This window comes from Ktedonospora formicarum (genome assembly GCF_016587355.1).
Classification (GTDB): domain Bacteria; phylum Chloroflexota; class Ktedonobacteria; order Ktedonobacterales; family Ktedonobacteraceae; genus Ktedonobacter; species Ktedonobacter formicarum.
Map to the genome: position 1 here is coordinate 471,431 of NZ_BNJF01000003.1, position 19,902 is coordinate 491,332.

The window sequence follows — 19,902 nt, forward strand, 5'->3', positions numbered from 1 at the left end:
TCGTCAGGAGCATGAAGCGCCAGTTCCAAATTGCTGCAAAGAGGAAAGAAGAGTTGACACATATATGCTTGAAAACGCAGATCAAGTTATGAATGAAAGACGGGGTACCATCCGCGTCGTGGTCGTTGACGATCATCTCGTCGTGCGCGAAGGGCTGCGAATGATGCTGGAGATCGCTGGCAAAGGCTTTACCATGCTCGGCGATGCGGAGGATGCAGCCACGGCTATGAGTATCATTGAAGAACTCCAGCCAGATGTCGTGCTGATGGATCTGCGTATGCCCGGTATGGACGGTCTGGAGGCGATTGCCCAAATACGAGAGCGCTGGCCGCACATTGCGGTCGTGATCCTGACAACCTACAATGAAGACGATTTGATGCTGCGCGGGCTGCGGGCAGGCGCATGCGGCTATCTGCTCAAGGATACCAACCGCGAGACATTGTTTCACGCTATTCGCGCGGCGGCTCATGGTGATATGCTCCTCCAACCAGAAATTATGGCCCGCATTCTGGCTCATACCACTGATATGCCCTACCCGCCATCGTCAGGCACTGAGGGAGAGAAAGAGAGCATTTTGACCGAGCGGGAACGCGAATTGTTACAGGCGGTAGCACACGGCGAACGCAGCAAAGAAATCGCCGCTAGGCTTGGCATCAGTATCCGTACTGTCAGTTCCCATCTCACAAGCATCTATACAAAACTGGGAGTGGATTCGCGCATCTCAGCAGTGGCCGTTGGTATTGAGCAAGGACTGATCTCACCCTAGCAAAGTTCTGGTATCACCGACCACCTACCCCCTTTCGGCTGCTCCTCATCCTGACCCTAAACCGGCGTCGCGGGCACGCACAATTGCCTGAGCGCGATCGGCCACCTGGAGCTTGCTAAAAATGTTGGAAACATGGTTTTGCACTGTCTTGAGGCTCAGGGTGAAGCGTTTCGCGATAGCAATGTTGCTCTCACCTTGTGCTATCAGGTGAAGGATCTGCCGTTCGCGCTCGGTAAGATCAGGAAAGGCAATCGCTGAAGCTGTCCTGGGCAGCGCGGAGAAGTAACGAATCATGCGCTGTGCTATGGCAGGGCTAAAGATGGCCTCGCCCTTGGAGACCGCTTTGATTGCTCGCACCAGTTCGTCCCGATCGGCATCCTTGAGCAGATACCCGTGAGCGCCCGCGCGCATAGCTGCAAAGACCGAGTCATCATCCTCGAACATTGTGATGACTAACACTTTGATGTGTGGGCTTGTGTGCAGAATACGCCGCGTGGCCTCAATGCCATTCGTGCCTGGCATTTTGATATCCATGAGTATCACGTCTGGCTGCAAAGATTCGGCTTTGGCAATCGTTTCGTCGCCGTCCGCAGCCTCGCCAATCACCTCCATGTCTGGCATCCCCAGCAGCATTGTGCGCACACCTTCGCGATAGAATGCATGATCATCGGCAATGACCAGGCGAATTGGATCTGTTGGGCTTTTTCCTTCCACTTCTTCATACCTCTTTTTACGATTTCAAGGGCAGTCGAACCTGGACGCTCGTTCCACCTCCAGGCTGCGAGCTGAGCGTGCAGTCTCCTCCAAGTTCCGCTGCTCGCTCACGCATGGAAGCAATACCCACTCCCGCCTGGTAATCACCGGGCAAGCCACGACCATCGTCACTGATCAAGAGGCTCAGGGACTGCTCGCTCGCCAGTTCCAGGTGAACAAAGCAGTGCTGCGCATGCGCATGGCGCTCAACATTGGTAAGAGCCTCCAGTACGATACGATAGGCCGCAACCTCAATAGCTGCTGGCAGAGGCGGCACATCAGCAGGTGCTTCCACAGAGATGTGGAGGCCATTTACTCCTTGCAGATGCATGACGTGCTCGTGGATGGCTGAGATCAGGCCAAGTTCATCCAGGACGGGTGGGCGTAGCGCGTAAACGACGCGGCGAATATCGGCAACAGTGGATTTGACCTGAGCCTTGAGATTGTTTAACTGGGCGATGGCAGTATCTGGATCGCTTTTGACCAGGTGACAGGCAGTATCGATACGCTGAGACAGGCTAGCCAGCGTTGGGCCAACACCGTCGTGCAAGTCACGACGCAGGCGGCGGCGCTCCTCTTCGCGCGCCAGCACCAGTCGCTCACGAGCCCTCTGCAGGTCAGTTGCTAAACGGACGGCGTGGGCAGCAAGGCCGGCCTGACGGGCCAGCTCATCGAGCAGGCGTATGTCTGCGGGAGTAAAGGTTTCACCAGGTGCGCGCGGTGCCAACTGCAGGTGGCCAATAGTTTCCGCCTGATAGACAAGCGGGAACGTCAACGGCTCTCCAGCCGGCGCGCCATAGCTCGCGGCCAGTTGGAAGGTTTCTTCCTGTTTCCACAGGATAGCTACGTAGGGCAGCTTGAGTGCCTGGGCGACCGTTTCGACAATGGTAGAGAGGATAGCATCAGGCTCCAGCGTCTCCTTCAACCGCTGGGAGAGACGCGTAATCACAAGGTAGGGTTCGTCGCGCTGCCCATAGAGCAACCGGTTCACCTCGCGCTGAAGGAGTTCTCGTACCGGCTGGAAGAGCACAGCAACCAGCCCCGTGGCAAATAAGGAAATGAGCAGGCTGCTTCCAGTGGGAAAGAGTGCGCCCAGATAACCAACAACCAGTACATAGAAACCTACGACGCAGGCAGTGAGGATACCATAGACTAGAGTGCGCTTGATAATGAGATCAATATCCCACAGCCTATAGCGTAAGATGGCGACGCCAACTGAGCCAGGAATCAAGAGCAAGAGGAACGGATAGGCGATCCCAATCACAACATATGGACTGTCTGGCTGATTGAGTACCGGAAAAAGGACGTTGAAAAGCAGGCCAAAGACAAGAAACCCGGTAGCTACAGTGGTGATGGCAAAGGCGACCCATTTCGTTTGCAATCGCTCTACAGAGGTTGACACTCGTCTGTACTGATAGACTTGAGAAAAGATAATTGTGCTAAAGATGGCGAGAGAAAGTAGTCCGTCGAGCCAGGCAGGCAACCTATTCTGACTGAATGGTGACGTGGGAGGAAGGACGATTGTGACAGCCTGGACCACAATGAGTGGGATAATCAGCCCCATCCAGCGCGGGACCAGTCGCCCATTGGGGAAGAGAAGAAAGAACAAAAAGAAGGAGACTTGTCCAAGCAAATCGAGTATCGTAAGAGGAAGATTGAGAAGCGGGTAGGAGATCAAGAGCACAGAGGCAGAAAGCCCCGGATAGGTGAGATTGAACATCATGATAGCAAAGGCGGCGAGCAGAGCAAACCACTCATCAGACCTGCGCCAGAAGATCAGGAAGCCGATCCCACTCCAGATCGCAACAATAGCGACCCAAAAGAGGGTGATAAAAGCGGCGTACTCACCGGGAGAGACCCCAAGTGCGGCAAATGCATGCAGCCCTTTTGCTGTCAGTGCGAAGGCAAGATTACATGTTGTGGGATCAACACAAGGCCTTTGAACCTGCTGGTAGTATGCTGGAAGTCCAACGACAAAGAGCCCCAGGCTATAGAGCACCAGTACAAGCCACACTACGCGAGCCATTACGAGGGAGGGACCCGAAAGGCGCTTATGCGCGACGTGAGAAGCGATCGATGCGCTTGCGCTCTGTTGTTGCGTCTTCGTCTGGTTCATGAAACGTTCCTTTTTCACAGCATCGGTCTGGTTCTCACACGTCATGCTTCTATTCTATCCAAAGAGGGGGCACCTGTCCAGGTGAAGTTACTCATCATGTTCAGGCGCTCCCCGGTTCTGATCCATTAGAAGGTTGCAAGCACGTTCAGGCACGAGCCTCCACCTGTGCGTTCGCCGATATCGTCTCCACCGCTGTACGCTGATCTGGTGAGAGCAGAGCGAACCCAAACCCGGCTGTAGCCACACTCGCGACAACGCCCGCAAGATTTGACAGGGCTTGAGGGAAGAACGGGACGAAACTCACGACGCCGACAACCAGGATGGCGATGAGTAGCCAGCCAATCCAGCGTGGGAAGACCCTGGCGCGCAGGGTTGCAATAGCCAGCAAAAGAAAACCCAGGACCTCACTGAGCATACTCGCGATGAAAAACGGTGCCCATGCTGGCGGAGGAGTCGTTGCCACCGAAACTGTCTGCGGGATGATATGAGCGGTCATCTGTGAAATGATGGTCACAGAGGTGAAAGGAATGATGACGCCCTGATACAGAGTAACATACCAGACGAGCAAAAAGCCAAGCAACCCCAGAATGCCTGCGCGTCCAGCCTGGCGGACATATATCCCTGGCAGCCCAAGCAGAACAAGCACAGACCCAACAAACCCGATGATGCTGCTGACCAGAGACAACGAGCCGGTGATTGTTGCGAGGTCATTGCCGTTGAGAAACATTCCTTGGATGAGCAGGTAGGCGATTGAAAGCACGCTTCCAACGATCAGTGCGATTCCGCTCAGACGGTACGAAGTGGTTGATGACATGAGAGATTGCCTCCTTGCAGGAAATTCCTGCGATCTTTGTTTGTCGCTTTCGGCAGAGGACGCAATGTGTATCCCTGCCCTTTCTCTGCAAAGCATAACCGTTGAGCTTTCCCTGTGTCATGGGTGTGGCTTCCCGATCAGACCGGGAATTTTCTAAGTAGCAATCGACGAGTCTCATTATTGTTCTAGCGCATTAACACATCAATGCGTTCCAAGAAACGATAGAGATTTGTCTCAACTTCAACGCCGCAGTAGCCAATAGGTTGTGCCTGTACACACCGCGGCCAAGGCTAGCAACAGGGCTGTTGTGATCAGTTGTAGTGGCCAGAAATGTTCATTGAAACGATGATACTTCACCAGTTCATGGAAGCTGCTTGCGTTACACCGCCGAAGTGCCTCACCAGTTAACTTGTCGTCTGGGCAGGGGTTATAGAGCGCATCGATAGGGATTTTGCCATCTGCACCAACCTGTCCCTTCCATACAATTAAATCCTGCGGTTGGTCATCAAGAAGCCCTATGACCTCCCCGTGCACTATTTTGAAGTTGTATTCGAGCTGGCTTGAAGGGGGAAACAGGTAAGGATATCCCATTGAGAGAGCTATTTGAAGAGGAATAAGTATGAGAAGCGTAACAACCATAGCTGGCAACACACGGCGAATGGCGGCTCCAACCATAACACCAAACATCAGGCTGAAGAGTGCATTGGCTACAAAGACACTTCCCCGTATCATGAAGGTTGACCAGGGAGAAGAAACTGTAGCATCCTGAATAAAGCTCCACCATGTCGCTATGAGGGAGAGCGCCCCAAAGCCGAGAACTACCGCTCCTCCAACGAACATGAGATTTGTACTCAGCCAACGTGAGCTCGACACACTCTGCATCCAGACAAACTTATGCGTGCGCTGCTCATATTCTCTAGCCAGTAGGGGAGCACCGAGAAAGATGCCTACAACAAAGGGAAGCAGGGGAAACGTCTGAACAACGAGAAAATACCACGTCAGTGTTGTCATTCCGGGAAAAACCACAAGGTTACAGGAGCGATTGTCTTCATGAAAGCAATATGCCAAATCGGGTTGCTGAGATGCTACATTGATCGCATGTGCATTCAGCACGAAGAGTGGGATCATGACCACAAGAGCGAGAATGCCGAGTGCGGCCAGCCAGCGATAGTGTCGCCAGATCAGCCAAATCATGAGCATACCTCTTTCTGAAATGCTGAGGGAGTCGATGAAGCGTGGGCCTCCAGAGAGGGGAGAGAGATTTCTTGAGCGGCGAGGTACGCAAGCACAATCGTTTCGAGTGCCAGATCCTGCTGCTCCCAGGCTGGATGGGTTACAGCTTTATCCGTGCACAGGAGGACTGTGCTCTGCCTGCCGATGTGGCTGGCTTGGATAAGCGTATGTGATTTTGTGATGATATCAAAACTTTCAGATGGCCCAACGAGTAATTTGTGTTGCTCCATAATATGCTCGATGCTGTCAGCCAGCTTCACCTGTGACGCTGCAAGGATGATCAGGTGATCACAAAGCTGCTCGATATCGGCAAGAATATGCGAAGAGATGAGGATTGTTAGGGCACGCTCAGCAGCAATCTCCATTAAGATTTTACTTATTTCATGTTTTGCTAGCGGGTCAACATTGGCGAATGGCTCATCAAGGATGAGCAAATCGGGGTCTTTCGCTAGCGCCATGATGACTGCCATTTGCGCCTGCTGCCCGTCTGATAGTTTGCCGATTACTCGCTTGCATGGCATCTTGAGGCGATCAACGAGGGAGCGAGCAAGGGTTTCATTCCAAGCCGGGTTGAGCTTCTTCCCTAGCGTAAGCGTTTCGTTTACCGTGAACTGGCGATACAGCGAGCGTTCTTGAGCGACAAAGCCAATACGTGGAAGCAACGTCGCCGTATCATGTGGAGATATACCTACCACGTCTATACGCCCCTCGCTCGGCCTGAGCAGTCCGCAGGCAAGGTGTAGCAGGGTAGTTTTGCCTGCGCCATTGCTTCCAACCAACCCTGCAATGCATCCTTGGGGAAGTTGTACGTTGCAGTTGTGCAATGCCCAATACGTGCCATAACGCTTTCCAAGCTGATGTGTGTGCAGCGCATTGATCACGAATTTTTCTCCATCCGTTTGAAATGACCAATTCATCAAAGTTGCAGAGACCCGATACTGTATGCCCCCCTCACGACGTGTGGGTGGGCTTCTCCTCCTTTTGGAACTGGCGAAGTGTGTTGGCAAAAAGAGCAGCGATATCTTCACTATCCAGGTCAGCCTCAAATGCTTTATACAACCACTGCAGCAGCTCATGCCGTAGCGCTTCTTGTAGATCAGGGGATGAGTTTACCAGACTCTTCTTTACAAACGTCCCTATCCCAGGGCGGCTCTCTACTAGTCCTTCATGTTCGAGTTCTCGATAGGCTTTGGAAACAGTATTGGGGTTGATAGCAACCTTTGAGACCACTTCACGCACGGTTGGCAACTGCTCTCCCGGCTGAAGCAATCCCAGGCGCAAAGCTTGTTTTACTTGATGCACCAGTTGCATATAAGGTGCTACGCCAGTGCGTTTCTCCAGATGAAACTCGATCATGTCCAGGCTCTGATTTGTACTAGACTACTAATATACTAAATTACTAATATACTAGTAGTAGTTTAGCAGCGAAAGAGGCGAGTGTCAAGCCTGCGATTCATATGATCGAGAGAGCCATGAGGATAGAAAGCCCTACCCGGACGAGAGGCCAGCCTTCGACGCCTCCTCGCCTAATGAGAATTGACACCGGTGGGCAGTGATTTTAACTGAAAGCTCTCCGTGCTCAAGCAACGGAGGTTCCAGGGGTTCGGCCCACGCTTCCTGTTCTTCTCGCCAAAGGAGAAGAGCAGGCTCTAGTGGAGGTTCCCCTAGACTTTCGGGCAGACGCGCTCTGGCTCGAGTCAGACCCAAGCTTCGGGGCAAGACCTGCCCCTCTTTCGCACGTTGGATGAGACACTCGTGTGCTGCCCGCAGGCGCGCCTCCGCACCTTCCCAATACACCTGGTATCGGGCACACGAGGGGATGGGATGTGTTGGATCAAGGTAGGCGGCAAGAAACGCGGAATAAAGATCGCGTTGGATGGGACCCACGCCGCAGCACACTGATGCCAGCGCTGGGAGAGGGGCTTCTTGACCTTTGTGCCACAGCCATGACACCACTGGCTCAACGCGGTGGTGCGTGTGGGGACGCGCCACCAGGATGCCGCCCGTGCTTGCAACCCCAAAGGGGGCACGGCGGTGCGGTAGGATAGGCCGCCAGCGAGGTACTGGCTCACGCCAGCCCTTTTCCAACGGCCCTCCCCGAACCATGGCATGCACGATTTCCATGCACCAGGCTCTCCAGAGGCCTGCGTCTTTTCAACGCAACTCCCACGATGGTCTGCTGACACATCCGTGCCAACCATCGCTTCTTGAGTCTGGCCTCCTGTGGCGCTTCACTTTGTCACAAGATGACTCGCTACTACCGCCACTCCGTCGCCTTGATCCTCGCGGATGGTAGACGATCCCCAAGTTACACCTGATCTTCGCTCCGTCTGTAGGCACCCCGTTCGTCGTTTCCCGTTCCCTACGGGCTGGTCCTGATGCAGGCGAGCACAACGCTTGAGACGTTCATTGTGCTCATCAGGCATGGGCAATTCTACCAATCCCATCGGACGCATGAATTCCACCACGACTAGGGTTCAAGCCATCAAGCCTTTGCCTTGGACGGCCTCGCTGCCTCTCGTCTGGCTCTTGGTAGTAGAGCTTCAAGAGACGTTTCAGCAACCATGCTACAGTCCCCCCATACCTTTCGGCTGGAAGTAAGGTGCCGCGTTACTCACCTCGCCTGAGTGAGGTCGTGCTCTCGCACGACAGAAGATCAGGCGCCTCTTTGGGCGCACTTTCAACCATGCTACAAACATCCCTGGGGCTCGCAGTCCCACACTCTTGCCATAGTTTTTTTGCCATGCCTTGTAGGACATCTTTTCGAGGATGATCGTCTTGCCCAGTGCCATCACTTCATGGACCTTACGACCATGCAGGCTCTTGCGGTGTGCTGCCAGCTTCCGTTCTTTGGCCGCTTTGCGTCGCCTCGTTGCCTGGTAGCGCTTGCTTTGTTTCCACTGCAACTTCCGCTTTCCCTGTTTCTTGAGACGTCCTTGCTCGTCGTAGTGCTCTGGGTTGGCAGCTCGCCGCTGCCGATCCATCTGCCGCTGCAGACGACGAATGGCTTTGGCATCAGGGGCCAGTTCGGCGCACAACACTTCCAGGCTGGCTTCCCCTTCCTGGGGAACGAGCGCCAGGGTCGAGGGACCCAGGTCAGCGCCAACGATCCCTTGCCCAACCGTGTGCTTCGGTTTGCGGTGAGGCATACCCTCTAAGGCGAGCTGCACACAGTAGCGATCCCCTTCTGCATCGGCACCAGCCGCTCTCTTGCTGCTGGCGGGACGCTGGAGGAGGCGAGCGTACTTGATGCGATGTCTCAGGCCATGACACACCACCTCATCCTGCCAATCAATACGGGCTGGGAGACGATCCCCGTTCCAGAGCAGGAGCCCATCATTGCCTTCCTCGGGGGCTTGCAACACAAAGCGCAGACCAGTATCATTGCGCTTGTTCTCAATGCTGCAGAAGCCTCGCCCTCGGCTCTTGAAACGCACGCGTTTGGCCTTGCCCAGGCAGACGCGGTTGAGGGCGCGGTAGGCGCGGGTGGCCAGCGTTTGGGCGAGCACTGCCTCGATGTGTTCAGCAATCCATCCCACGCGCAAGCTTTTGATTGCTTCATGCAATGCCGCCTCGGTAAACCCATACTGCGTGCGCAAGGCAGAGAAGGCTGCTGCTCGTTGGGTCTTCTGCGTGCGAGGAAGCTCGCGAGCCGCTTGCCAGGCAGGGTCAGCACGCATGCGGCGCAGGCGTTTCTGTCCTTGGGAGAGGATGGCGTTGTAGAGGTGACGAGCGGCTTCCAGGTGAGCGCGGAGGCGAGTGGCTTGTCCTGGATCAACGACGAGGGGTAATTCGAGCAGAAAGGTCGGCGTTGCCGATCGCTTCTCCTTGGGAGGTGGTGGCTTCTGCTGTCTCTGGCGTGGTCCAGGCATGTCGGCTCCTTCTCTCCATTCCCACTGATGCGTCGTGCTGATCTCCCTATTCTACCAGAACGAGGAGAAGAACACAAGTTCCATTGCAGGACACACACGACGCTGTTCCATTCGCGCACGAGAGCGGATGTGGCAATTCATCCCTGACATCAATGACCAGGGCTTTCTCGCCATCTTCTCTGTAATAGACCAGTGCGTATGATAAGCGACCCACATGGGTTGGCCGCACACGATGCAGTGTCTGCGCTGTGGGATCAATGTCTGCTCTGCTGTCGCTTCGACTTGATATCCCTTTCTTGACGTATTTTTCTCCCATTCTCCTCATCTCCACTTTGTACATTTTTGGCAGATGGACCTTCTCTTCCTGACAAGCCCATCACAAATGGTAAGATACGACCAGAAACCTCTTGACCCTGACATCAATGTGAGGGTGTATGATCTGTCCAGAAGGAGAAACAGGGTATGCATGTTGGAGAACTTGCGAAACGCACAGGGGCGAGCGTCCGTTCGCTCCATTACTATGAACAGATGGGCGTGTTGCACGCACAACGGCAAGGGAATGGCTATCGGAGCTATGGTCCAGAGGCCATTGAACAGGTGCAGCGCATTCGTAATCTGTTGCATCTGGGGTTCTCGCTCACAGACATTCAACTGCTCGTTCCTTGTTTTCTGCAAACAGAACAGGGTGCGCCGCTCTGCGCGGTGAGCATCCAACGGTATCAGCAGAAACTTGCGGAACTGGATGAGCACATTCAGACGTTGCAAGAACTGCGTGAGCGCATTGCGCACCATCTGACAGTCATGTCCCCTGATCAAGAAAAGGAGTCAATCAATGATTATAGACAGTCACGCTCACGTGATCTTGCCGGTTGAGCAACAGCTCGCGCTGATGGAAAGTGCGGGTGTTGAACGGACGATTCTCTTTAGTACGCGCGTTCATCCAGAACAAGCCGCCGATCTAGAGGCATTCGAGCAAGAAATGTCCACACTCTTTGCCATTATCAGTGGGCAATGGAATAACGGGCTAGAATCCGCAAGAGGTGCCATTCAGGAGCAGATTCAGGTACTGCAAGCACATCCCACGCGCTTTCTTGGCTTTGGCTGGGTCCCTGTGGGCCTTTCGTATAACGACACGGCGAACTGGTTGCAAACATACGTGATCGCGCCAGGTATGCGTGGCATCGGCGAGTTCACCCTCGCATCAGGCCAGATTGGCCTGTTGGACCCCATCTTCGCGCTTTCCAGTGAAGCGGGCAACCTGCCGCTCTGGGTGCATACCTTCGATCCCCTCACACTTGACGATATTCGCGCTTTGGCCACGTTGAGCAAACGGTATGCAAGCGTTCCGGTTATTCTCGGCCATCTTGGTGGACTGAACTGGATGGAGACCATCAAACTAGCGAAAGAGCATCCACAAACCTACCTGGACCTTTCTGCTGCATATACTACCCTGGCACCTACTCTGGCCATTCGTGAACTCCCAGAGCGTTCGCTTTTCAGTTCGGATGCTCCCAATGGCAATCCTCTGGTCGCCCGGACCATGGTCGAGCAGATTACCCCAGACCCAGCAGTCCGAGCGTTGGTCCTGGGCGAAACCATCGCAAGATTGGTAAGCTAACGTATGAGCAACAGGTCTGCTCCCATTTTCGCCTGATTCCTCCAGTCGTCCTTCCTGATCCTTCAATGCCGATCCTCAACAATCGTCGTGGCGACCCCACCTCACTCTCAAAAGGGGTAAGGTGGGTCCTTCGCCTGAGCCGAAAAGGCACCTTTTCTCTGGCCTCACTACCAGTTTTTACAGACAAGAGGTATCTCCCACTCTCTCTGAAAGCGAGAAAAACGCATGGCGCTTCCCAATCCCATTCTAGAGGTTCTTGCTGCTTTTCGACCATTGTTTACTGCTCCGACGTGGAGAAAACTGATCATATTGTTGACTGGCACGCTCTTAGCTCATGGATGCCGCACGGTTGCTGCTGCCCTGCGCCACACCGGCCTGGAGAGGGAGACCAACTTTAGCCACATTCCATCAAGTGCTCAATCGAGCGCGCTGGTCGCCTCTGGTCGTGAGCCGTCAGTTGTTCACCTGCATTGTAGAAACCTTCATCCAGGTCGGCGGCACGGCAGACGGGAACTGATGCACCGCTGCGTGCATGAAACGCTTCTGGACAGGAGGGCCGCTACAGGGTCTCAGCCATGCGATCCTGCAAGCCACCTGGATGAAGGAAGAATCCCCTGTGCTTGAGCCAGGGGAGTGTCAAGAACTTCCAAAGTGACGTTTGGCTTGGAGCGCACCTGATGGAGACGAGCTAGAAAAATGTGGATAAAAGACAGCCTTCGAAGAGTGGGGCTTTCTCACTCGTTTCCTGTAACGACTGGCGGTGCTTCCTCCATTAGTGCGATGTCTGCTTTCTCTTGCCATCTGGCATCAGGATCGGGGACCGGTATGGAGGAGAGTAACATCTGAGTGTAGGCATGAGTTGGATGCGTTAAGACATCATCGACATTTCCGCATTCGACGATCTGCCCTTGTGACATCACAAGGATGTTGCCTCCGACATAGTACGCAGTTGAGAGATCGTGGGTAATGAAAAGCGTGGACATGCCATATTTTTGCTGGAAGTCGAGCAGAATGTTTAGGAAGAGTACACGTACAGCGGCATCAAGCATTGATATTGGCTCATCGGCAATGATGAACTTTGGTTGCAGGAGGTGAACACGCGCAAGCATAATGCGCTGGCGCTGTCCACCGCTGATCTGGTGAGGGTAGCGATTCAATACATCTTCTGGTCGTAGATCCACCGCGTAGAGCGATTCCTCGATACGTGCTAATCCTTGTTGGCGTGTCGAGGCAAGTTGAAACTTTTTGATGGCCGTCCAGAAGATACGATCAATGCGATAAAACGGATTGAAAATGCCATAGGGATCCTGAAATACTGGTTGAACTTCTCGCCGATAGATATCATATTCCTGGCGTGAAAGCTTGTAGATATCTTTCCCTCGATATGCCACGATGCCCTGCGTTGGTTTTTGCAGCCCAAGGATAATGCGTGCAATCGTGCTCTTACCGCTGCCACTCTGCCCTACAAGACTGGTTATGCCAGGTGGATCAGACGTCAGGTGAAACGAGACATCGTCCACTGCCGTAAACGTGCCACCGGTGCTGCGTGCTGCGGGGCCACGAAAAACCTGTGTGATGTTTTGCAATTCGATATTACAAGAGCTAGTTGTCATGAGTACCTCCCGCTCCAGATTGTGTATACAGGTGACAAGCAACGAGCATCGATTGTTTGCTCTGAGCATCTTGCTCATTGGCTATCGTGAGGAGTTGTGGAACTTTTTCACGGCATTGTGGCATCACCTGTGGGCAACGTGTATGGAAGCGGCATCCTGCTGGCCAGTTTTTGGGACTGGGCGTGTTTCCACGAATACCTTCCATGCGGACTCTCTGTCCACCAATTCGCGGAATTGAGTTGATTAGTCCCTGCGTATAGGGATGCTTGGGTGCTTTAAATATCTGACGTACATTGCCGACCTCAACAAGCGTACCTGCATACATGATCGCGATGCGATCCGCCAGTTCAGCATGTACAGACATGTCGTGTGTGACCAGAATAATGGTCATCCCAAGCTTATCGCGCAACTCGCTGAGCATCTGGATAATAATACGTTGATTATGAACATCGAGTGCTGTAGTTGGCTCGTCCGCAATTACCAGGTCGGGACGAAGCGCGATAGCCATGGCTATCGTGACGCGCTGCTTCATTCCTCCTGATAACTCGTGTGGGTACATCCGTGCGACATGAGGCTCAAGGCCGACTTGTTGGAGCAGATCAGATACCATGTTCAGAGCCTGGCGCCTACTCATCTGGCTATGCTCAAGGATTGCGTCACAAAATTGGTCAGCGATGCGTAGTACCGGGTTCAGCGAGTTCATCGAACCTTGTGGCAGGTATGATAGATTGCGCCAACGGATTGCGCGTAGCTGTTCGCCACTCACCGTGATCAGGTCGATTGGGCCTTTTTCTTGTGGATAGAAGTGGATGGCTCCTCCCGCAATATACCCTGGTCGCTGTGTGAGCCGCAGGAGCGCGGTTGTCAGGGTGCTTTTGCCACAGCCGGATTCCCCGGCAATGCCCAGGATTTCACCACGCTTGATGCGCAGGCTGACACTATCTACGGCTTTTGAGACCCCGCCGACAGTGTCATAATATACTTTGAGATCTTCAACCGTGAGCAGAAGCGATTCGTCCGTGTTTTTTCCCGTTGTCTGCGTCCCTTGCGATGCATTGTTTGATTTTACCATTCCTATGCCTCCCTGCTTATGCTCCTGCTGTTTTGCGCAGTCTGGGATTGTAGACCTCTTCAAGTCCGATATTGATCAGATTGACAGAGAAAAACAGGAGTGCCAGCACGACCACAGGTGCGACGAAGATCGGCCAGGCACCCAGGCTTAACGCGCCCCAATCCTGGGACCAATTAAGCATAAGTCCAAGATCCAATGTGTTACCAGGTCCCAATCCAATAACCTCAAGTCCGACCAGGGCAAAGATCGCGCCAAGCGAAGCGGAGGCAAATCCAACACCAATAAATGGTAAGAGGTTAGGCAGCAGTTCCAGGAAGATGATTTCGTAATCATTTAGCTTAGTCACTTTTGCCAGTTCAACATAGGGGCGGCTACGCAGGCTCAATACTTGTGAACGAATCGTCCGGGCAGCGAACGGCCAGCTGAATACGGATAAGAGAGTTGCAACAGAAAGCAAGCTCACCTCTCTCGAATAGGCAGAGAGAGTGATCAGCAGCGGGAAACTCGGCACAACCAGAAAGACATCGGTGATGGTCGAGAGCACGCTATCGACCTTGCCGCCTTTATATCCAGCGATAAAAGCGACCACTACCCCGATTAAGGTGGAGAGCACGCCTGCAACTGCTCCGACTTCGAGCGAAGCCGACAAGGCCGTTGCCGTCATTGCCAAAATATCACGCCCATAACGATCCGTCCCCAACCAGTGGTGCGCGTTCGGTAGCTCCCAGGGAGGATTCACCGAGATAGCAAGCGGGTCCTGCCCATGCCCAATGATAGCGTTGATGAGCGGGTGAAACATAGCCAGCAAGAGAAAAAATACCAGGATCAGAATACCAACCTGAACTTTGCGGCTAGATGTCCACAATCCCCAGAGCGCAAGTAAAAATCTCCGCATTGGTCCTTCCTTTTTCATCATGTTCTTAGTAATATTTGACTCGTGGATCGAGCATTGGCAGGGACAAATCAAGAATCAAGTTGGCAGTAAGGACACCGAAGATCGCCATGGCGACAATACCTTGAATTGTATTGAAGTCAAGTTGTTGAATGGCAGTGACGAAAAGGTTGCCCACACCTGGATAAGCAAACAACTGTTCCACGAGCACATTGCCATTGAAGATAGCTCCCAATGTGATGCCCAGACCGGTAATTTGAGGAAGATAACAGTTGCGTAGAGCATACCGGTTCAGGATATTGCGCGGCTTGAGACCTTTCGCTTCCGCGAATGTCAGGTAATCTTCTCCTACAATGGTCACCATCAGCATACGTGTTGAGAGCATCCAACTACATACACTGATGATCACAATAGAGAGCGCGGGTAGTGTGCCATGGTTGATGACACTCAGGATAAAATTCCAGTTGAACCCTACTGCATAGTTAGGATCGTAGGCCGATGCTGGGGGAAACCAGTTGAGCCGATACGCGATGAAGAAGATGAGAATCAACGCGACAAAGTAATAGGGGATATGTGAGAGCCCGATACACAGGTTGGTTAACCATTCCGATACGTGCTTGTCGCGTTTCCAACCAATGAGTGCTCCAAGAGCAAGGCCGAGAATCCAGGAAATGATGGTTGAAAGTCCTAACAGGCCAATCGTCCAGGGGAGAGAACGCGCAATGATATCCTGCGAAGAGTTGGGGAAACTGATCAGCGACGGCCCCAGGTCGTGTTTTACGACCAACTGGTACATGTAGTGGAGATATTGCTGGAATAGATTGCCTTCGAGTCCAAATATCTTGTTGTAATACTGTACAACGCCCTGACTGGCATGGGCGTTATAGCCCTGACGCGATTGCAGGCTTTGGACATAAGAAGCAATTGGATTGCCTGGAATGAGGTGGAAGAAAAAAAAGGTGACGGTGAGTGATCCCCACAGCGACAGAATATAGGCACCCAAACGGCGGATAGCATAGGCTATCAGGGGGTGAGCAGCCAGCCATGTGCGCAGAGAGGAGAACATATTTTGTTTGCCCGGTGAAAGCTCACGTGTCATGCCTTTGATCATACAATGCTCCTTTTTCTAGGATCAGAACAGGCTGGACAGAAAACAGCTCTGCCCAGCCTGCTTGCTGAATGAAGGAATGAGGATGTTGGATGAAGCTTATGCTTTGCCAGTGGGCTTAAGGCTGCCAACGACGAATAAGAACTGACCCCACCAGTTGGATGGTACCTGGTAGAGATTGTCATCCGTAGGCCAGTTCGTCCAATATGATGTATTAAAAACGGTGGGATAGGTTGTTTGTGTCACCGGAATGATCGGCAGGTCCTTATAAAATGTGTCTAGCGCCTGATTGAATAAGGCCATATTCGCAGTGTCGCCGGGATCTGTGTGATCCAGTTCCTTTGCCAGGCTATCAAGATCTTTGTATGTGACACGCTGAAAATTACCGCCGGCACTTGCATCCTGGTTGATTGGTTTGGTTTTGCTGATCTCGAAACTGCTATATAACTGACCAGGATCTAACACCTCGCCACAGATATAGTACGTTGTGATATCGAATTGTCCATTATTGAACTTGTTGGTCCAGACTGTCCCATCGTAGTATCTGACATTGGCACTGATGCCGATCTTGTTGAGTTCATCGGCTAGCTTCTGCCCATAGATGTATTCAGGATCGCCAACCTTTGCTGATGTCATGATCTCGTATTGCAGTGGTTGACCATTGTATGTGCGTTTCCCACTGCTATTGAGCTTCGCCCCCATTTCGTCGAGAAGAGCTGCCGCTTTTTTGGGATCATACGTCAATTGATACTTTGCGGCAATGCTCTGATCCGACCACTTCTCATTGGAGGGGTAGTCGCCCCAGGGGAACTGCGCGGGTGGTGTAGGAACAGACCAGACAGTACTACCAAGCATCTTGCGATCTATCAGGTATGAAATAGCCCAGTGCATACGTGGGTCGGCCAATAAGCCCTTGGATGGATCACAGTTAATGGCAATGGCTCGTGGGCAGGGATCGCGAAACTTCTGTTCGATGGCAATATTTGAATATTGATTTTTGATCGCAACCGCGTGCTGATAGTCGAAGGCTGGCACATCAACCTGGCCGCGTTTGAATTGTTCAACCTCAGAGTCTGTCGTTGGAGTGGTACGATAGACGACATATTCGGGTTTGGGATCAAGCTCGTCCTTGTTCCAGTAATTGGGGTCTTTTTTCCAGATATACATGAATTGGGAAGGGATGGTGCGGTCCAATTTGTATGGACCAGTCCAGACTGGCGGACCGGCCTTGAAGGTGAGTGGATTCTGTTTGGACCAGATATGCTCAGGAACAATTTCTATCCCATTGATGATCCCACAAATAAAGTTGTAATGAAAACGGGGATTGGCAATCTTCAAATCGATCACCACTGTCTGATCATCTGACGCTTTGGCCTGTTTCACGAATGGGATATAGTTGGATGCTCCAATCAACGCGTCGTTTTGTAACAGCATTTGCAGTGTAAATACAATATCTTTGGCTGTGAATGCTGTCCCGTCATTCCAGTGTGCTTTGGGATTCAGTTTGAGCGTGAGTTGTGTGTGGTCTGAGTTATATTCCCAACTTTTGGCGAGCCAGGGTTTGGTTTCACCGGTAATGAGATTGTAGTAAAAAAGGAATTCTTTGCAGACTTGACCAAAGCCAGTTTGGTATTGTTGCCCGTTGGGAATAAATGGGTTGAAACTATCAAAGACAGTGAATTGTGCTGACTGGTCGACGATAAGTGTCTGGTTGCGTGGGGTTGGCGTAATTGACTCTGTCGGACTTGTGCTATCGTTACAGGCAGCCAAGAAACTGCCGCCAACGATACTTCCCCCAGTCACCAGCGCAAGCTGCAACGCCTGTCGTCTGGTCATGGAGAGTTCGTCGTTGTTCATGGGTCGCTCAGTCATAAAAAATACCCCTTTCCCGTTCCAATCTACAGAGATTGGCGGCAATAGCAACTGGACGAGAGTCGTATCATCAAATAAAAATAATGACTCTGCCAGTGTGTATACGCATAGATACATGGATACAAGGGCATGCATCTGACAGCCATGTCAGTGTTTGTTGCTAGAGAGAGCGTGTATCGAAGTGAAGCGCTTGGATGAACATCTTTACCAGGGAATAATCGCTATGTGCAAAGATGAGTTGTTTTGTTGATCTCCTCTATCTTCCTTCTCGCGTTATGAAACGACCTATGAGAAGATACTTTGCCTATCGTCTTTTCCTGACAACTCCTGCTCACCATTACTGAAAATGAAAGATGATCAAACTTGCCAATAACAAGAGATTCATTCACTAGTAATCATCTATACAAATTATATTAATAAAACTTTGATTGATTTGTCAATAGTGATAATTGATACATACCTATACATGCTTTTGTCTCGTACATTTATCCTCAATTTGGTATACTAATGACAGAAAATTACTGGCAGGGAGGTCACTATCCTATGAGATACTGCGCGAGAGAGCGGTTACAGCATCTAGACATGCTGGGCGTTCAGAAGAGCTCATCTTCCCTCACGGATGAACAGATACTTCGTAGTCAATCAAAAGGGAGAGAAGCTCCTCCATTCGCACAAAAAAGCTTCTCAAGGCGGAGTTTACTCCTTGGGGGAGTCATGTCGGGGGTGGCTCTTGCCAATGCAAGTTGTGGCTTCAGCCTATTACCACAGGGAAAGAGCCAGGGGAGTCCCACAAGTAACCATTTGCTGTGTAGTATCAATTGGGATGGACTCGATTTCTCATGGTTGCCAGATAGCTTACATATCGCCTATGCCAGCAATCGCGGGTTGTTCGTTGTGAATGTGGAAAATGGACAACGGCGTTGGCAACAGAAAATATGGCCTGGTTATGAGTATACATCCACATGGGCGATATCAACGGCGGAGCGTGGCACGACTGTTGCATATGTTGGAGATGCAGCGCTCCTGGTGCAGAATATAGAGAGCGGAGAAAACATTTGGACGCATCGCTATACCCCGTTTCCACAACGTCGTGTAGCCCTCTCTCCTGACGGCACTCGTATTGCCTTTAGCCTATCGCAGAACACCTCCAATGCTGCTCATCAGCCAGATATCGTAGAGGTCTGGGACATAGAGCATGGTACGATGCTCTCGCGGTATCCTGCCTCTCTAAAAGGACAGGGGATTGCACGACTCAATGATATTATCTGGTCACCGGATGGAGCATTTATCGCGTCAATATATCAGGACGGTTCAGTACATGTCTGGGGTGCAGCTAATGCTCATCTTCTCTGGCGCTACGATGCCTCTGTGAGTTCCGAGCCATGCTCTGTGCTCGGCTGGTCGCCTGATGGGAACGCTCTTGTTTTTGCCGCCACTGGGAAGACAGGCAAGAGCTTGCTGGGAGTATGGAATGCACGTACCGGTCAGGTACGTTTGCAAACCAACGCAGATGTCAGTGTCACCGCTCAAAATGGGAAAGACAAGCGTATCACATGGTCTCCCGATGGTACACGTATGGCCTTTGGCGTCATCAATAATATAGGCTCAGCGATTGAGGTCTGGTCTCTTCAGAACGGTCGGCATCTTTTTACCTGTCAACATGTCAGTGGACAGCCACTTTACGTCACCTGGTCACCCGATGGGAAATACCTGGCCGCAGGAAATTATATTGTCGGCTCCGGTGAACTGGCGCAAGGGGACAATGGTGGCCGTTCAGTTGTTCAGTTCTGGGATGCTTCCAATGGTCAAGCGCTGTTTACCTATAGCGCACCGAAAAATCCAGAGCAACTGGCCTGGTCACCTGATAGCCGTTCTCTGGCACTGATTACTCCTCTGAACTACGGGATTTTGAGCAATAAAACTTGCCTCTCGCTCTGTCGTTATGGGTATAAAGATTATATGCTACAAGTCTTTCGTGTCCCCTGATTGCATCACCATATCCAGACTTCAGAGCGTCAACAAATGTCAGAATACAGAGCATGGCGAATTGAAAAAGTACATACAAATAATTTGTATAGACATTTCTGAAGATAGAGAATGCGGCGCTTGCGTCATGCTCTGTAGACCGTCGTACTCTTGCTTGATCTCAGTGACAAGGCATAGTCAAATGCCA

Annotated in this window: 18 protein-coding genes and 2 pseudogenes; 5 read left to right on the plus strand and 15 right to left on the minus strand. The window is 52.0% G+C overall.

Annotated features, from left to right (window positions below; genetic code table 11):
- Positions 1 to 64 precede the first annotated feature (64 nt).
- Positions 65 to 766: a response regulator gene (locus tag K3T82_RS28530; protein ID WP_420799351.1), complete on the plus strand. Its 702-nt coding sequence runs from the start codon at positions 65 to 67 to the stop codon at positions 764 to 766.
- A gap of 45 nt (positions 767 to 811) precedes the next feature.
- Here the strand turns inward: K3T82_RS28530 and K3T82_RS28535 are convergent, their stop codons facing one another.
- From K3T82_RS28535 to K3T82_RS28580, 10 genes and pseudogenes are all read right to left on the minus strand, one after another.
- Positions 812 to 1,480: a response regulator gene (locus tag K3T82_RS28535; protein WP_220196921.1), complete on the minus strand. Its 669-nt coding sequence runs from the start codon at positions 1,478 to 1,480 to the stop codon at positions 812 to 814.
- Between the two features lie 16 nt (positions 1,481 to 1,496).
- On the minus strand, positions 1,497 to 3,635 hold the full coding sequence (locus tag K3T82_RS28540; protein ID WP_220196922.1) for a GAF domain-containing sensor histidine kinase: 2,139 nt from the start codon (positions 3,633 to 3,635) through the stop codon (positions 1,497 to 1,499).
- 145 nt (positions 3,636 to 3,780) lie between these two features.
- A complete protein-coding gene (locus K3T82_RS28545; RefSeq protein ID WP_220196923.1) occupies positions 3,781 to 4,449 on the minus strand; it encodes a hypothetical protein in 669 nt (222 codons plus the stop codon).
- Positions 4,450 to 4,689: 240 nt separating this feature from the next.
- The gene (locus tag K3T82_RS28550; protein WP_220196924.1) at positions 4,690 to 5,643 is read right to left on the minus strand and encodes a hypothetical protein; all 954 of its coding nucleotides are present in this window, start codon (positions 5,641 to 5,643) and stop codon (positions 4,690 to 4,692) included.
- On the minus strand, positions 5,640 to 6,563 hold the full coding sequence (locus tag K3T82_RS28555; RefSeq protein ID WP_220196925.1) for an ABC transporter ATP-binding protein: 924 nt from the start codon (positions 6,561 to 6,563) through the stop codon (positions 5,640 to 5,642). Before K3T82_RS28555 ends, K3T82_RS28550 begins: the two co-directional genes overlap by 4 nt.
- A 70-nt stretch (positions 6,564 to 6,633) precedes the next feature.
- On the minus strand, positions 6,634 to 7,038 hold the full coding sequence (locus K3T82_RS28560; protein ID WP_220196926.1) for a GntR family transcriptional regulator: 405 nt from the start codon (positions 7,036 to 7,038) through the stop codon (positions 6,634 to 6,636).
- A 132-nt stretch (positions 7,039 to 7,170) separates the two neighbouring features.
- Positions 7,171 to 7,698 (minus strand): annotated as a pseudogene (locus K3T82_RS28565) (hypothetical protein); the annotation flags it as partial.
- Between the two features lie 215 nt (positions 7,699 to 7,913).
- A complete protein-coding gene (locus tag K3T82_RS28570) occupies positions 7,914 to 8,129 on the minus strand; it encodes a hypothetical protein (RefSeq protein WP_220196927.1) in 216 nt (71 codons plus the stop codon).
- 231 nt (positions 8,130 to 8,360) lie between these two features.
- A pseudogene (locus K3T82_RS28575) lies at positions 8,361 to 9,554 on the minus strand (nuclease/transposase family protein); the annotation flags it as partial.
- 46 nt (positions 9,555 to 9,600) lie between these two features.
- Positions 9,601 to 9,870: a hypothetical protein gene (locus K3T82_RS28580; RefSeq protein ID WP_220196928.1), complete on the minus strand. Its 270-nt coding sequence runs from the start codon at positions 9,868 to 9,870 to the stop codon at positions 9,601 to 9,603.
- Positions 9,871 to 10,016: 146 nt separating this feature from the next.
- Here K3T82_RS28580 and K3T82_RS28585 point away from each other — a divergent pair, with 146 nt between their 5' ends.
- The 3 genes from K3T82_RS28585 (at position 10,017) to K3T82_RS28595 (ending at position 11,796) form a co-directional block, all read left to right on the plus strand.
- Entirely contained in the window at positions 10,017 to 10,427 is a 411-nt protein-coding gene (locus K3T82_RS28585; protein WP_220196929.1) for a MerR family transcriptional regulator, read from the plus strand.
- Positions 10,387 to 11,172, plus strand: coding sequence for an amidohydrolase family protein (locus K3T82_RS28590; RefSeq protein WP_220196930.1), 786 nt, complete (start codon positions 10,387 to 10,389; stop codon positions 11,170 to 11,172). Before K3T82_RS28585 ends, K3T82_RS28590 begins: the two co-directional genes overlap by 41 nt.
- A 225-nt stretch (positions 11,173 to 11,397) precedes the next feature.
- Positions 11,398 to 11,796 (plus strand): hypothetical protein, encoded by a 399-nt coding sequence (locus K3T82_RS28595; protein WP_220196931.1) that lies wholly within the window; start codon positions 11,398 to 11,400, stop codon positions 11,794 to 11,796.
- A 110-nt stretch (positions 11,797 to 11,906) separates the two neighbouring features.
- Here the strand turns inward: K3T82_RS28595 and K3T82_RS28600 are convergent, their stop codons facing one another.
- The 5 genes from K3T82_RS28600 to K3T82_RS28620 all read right to left on the minus strand — a co-directional run bounded on the left by K3T82_RS28600 (position 11,907) and on the right by K3T82_RS28620 (position 17,729).
- Positions 11,907 to 12,785 (minus strand): ABC transporter ATP-binding protein, encoded by an 879-nt coding sequence (locus K3T82_RS28600; RefSeq protein WP_220196932.1) that lies wholly within the window; start codon positions 12,783 to 12,785, stop codon positions 11,907 to 11,909.
- Entirely contained in the window at positions 12,775 to 13,857 is a 1,083-nt protein-coding gene (locus K3T82_RS28605; RefSeq protein ID WP_220196933.1) for an ABC transporter ATP-binding protein, read from the minus strand. The genes K3T82_RS28600 and K3T82_RS28605 overlap by 11 nt, the downstream gene beginning before the upstream one ends.
- A gap of 16 nt (positions 13,858 to 13,873) precedes the next feature.
- Positions 13,874 to 14,752, minus strand: coding sequence for an ABC transporter permease (locus K3T82_RS28610; RefSeq protein ID WP_220196934.1), 879 nt, complete (start codon positions 14,750 to 14,752; stop codon positions 13,874 to 13,876).
- A 25-nt stretch (positions 14,753 to 14,777) separates the two neighbouring features.
- Positions 14,778 to 15,860 carry an ABC transporter permease gene (locus K3T82_RS28615; protein WP_236031624.1) on the minus strand — a complete coding sequence of 361 codons (1,083 nt, stop codon included), beginning with the start codon at positions 15,858 to 15,860 and terminating at the stop codon, positions 14,778 to 14,780.
- A gap of 96 nt (positions 15,861 to 15,956) precedes the next feature.
- Complete coding sequence (locus K3T82_RS28620) at positions 15,957 to 17,729, minus strand: ABC transporter substrate-binding protein (protein ID WP_220196935.1); 1,773 nt, start codon at positions 17,727 to 17,729, stop codon at positions 15,957 to 15,959.
- A gap of 723 nt (positions 17,730 to 18,452) precedes the next feature.
- Between K3T82_RS28620 and K3T82_RS28625 the strand changes: the two genes are divergently transcribed.
- Positions 18,453 to 19,715, plus strand: coding sequence for a WD40 repeat domain-containing protein (locus K3T82_RS28625; RefSeq protein ID WP_220196936.1), 1,263 nt, complete (start codon positions 18,453 to 18,455; stop codon positions 19,713 to 19,715).
- Positions 19,716 to 19,902 lie beyond the last annotated feature (187 nt).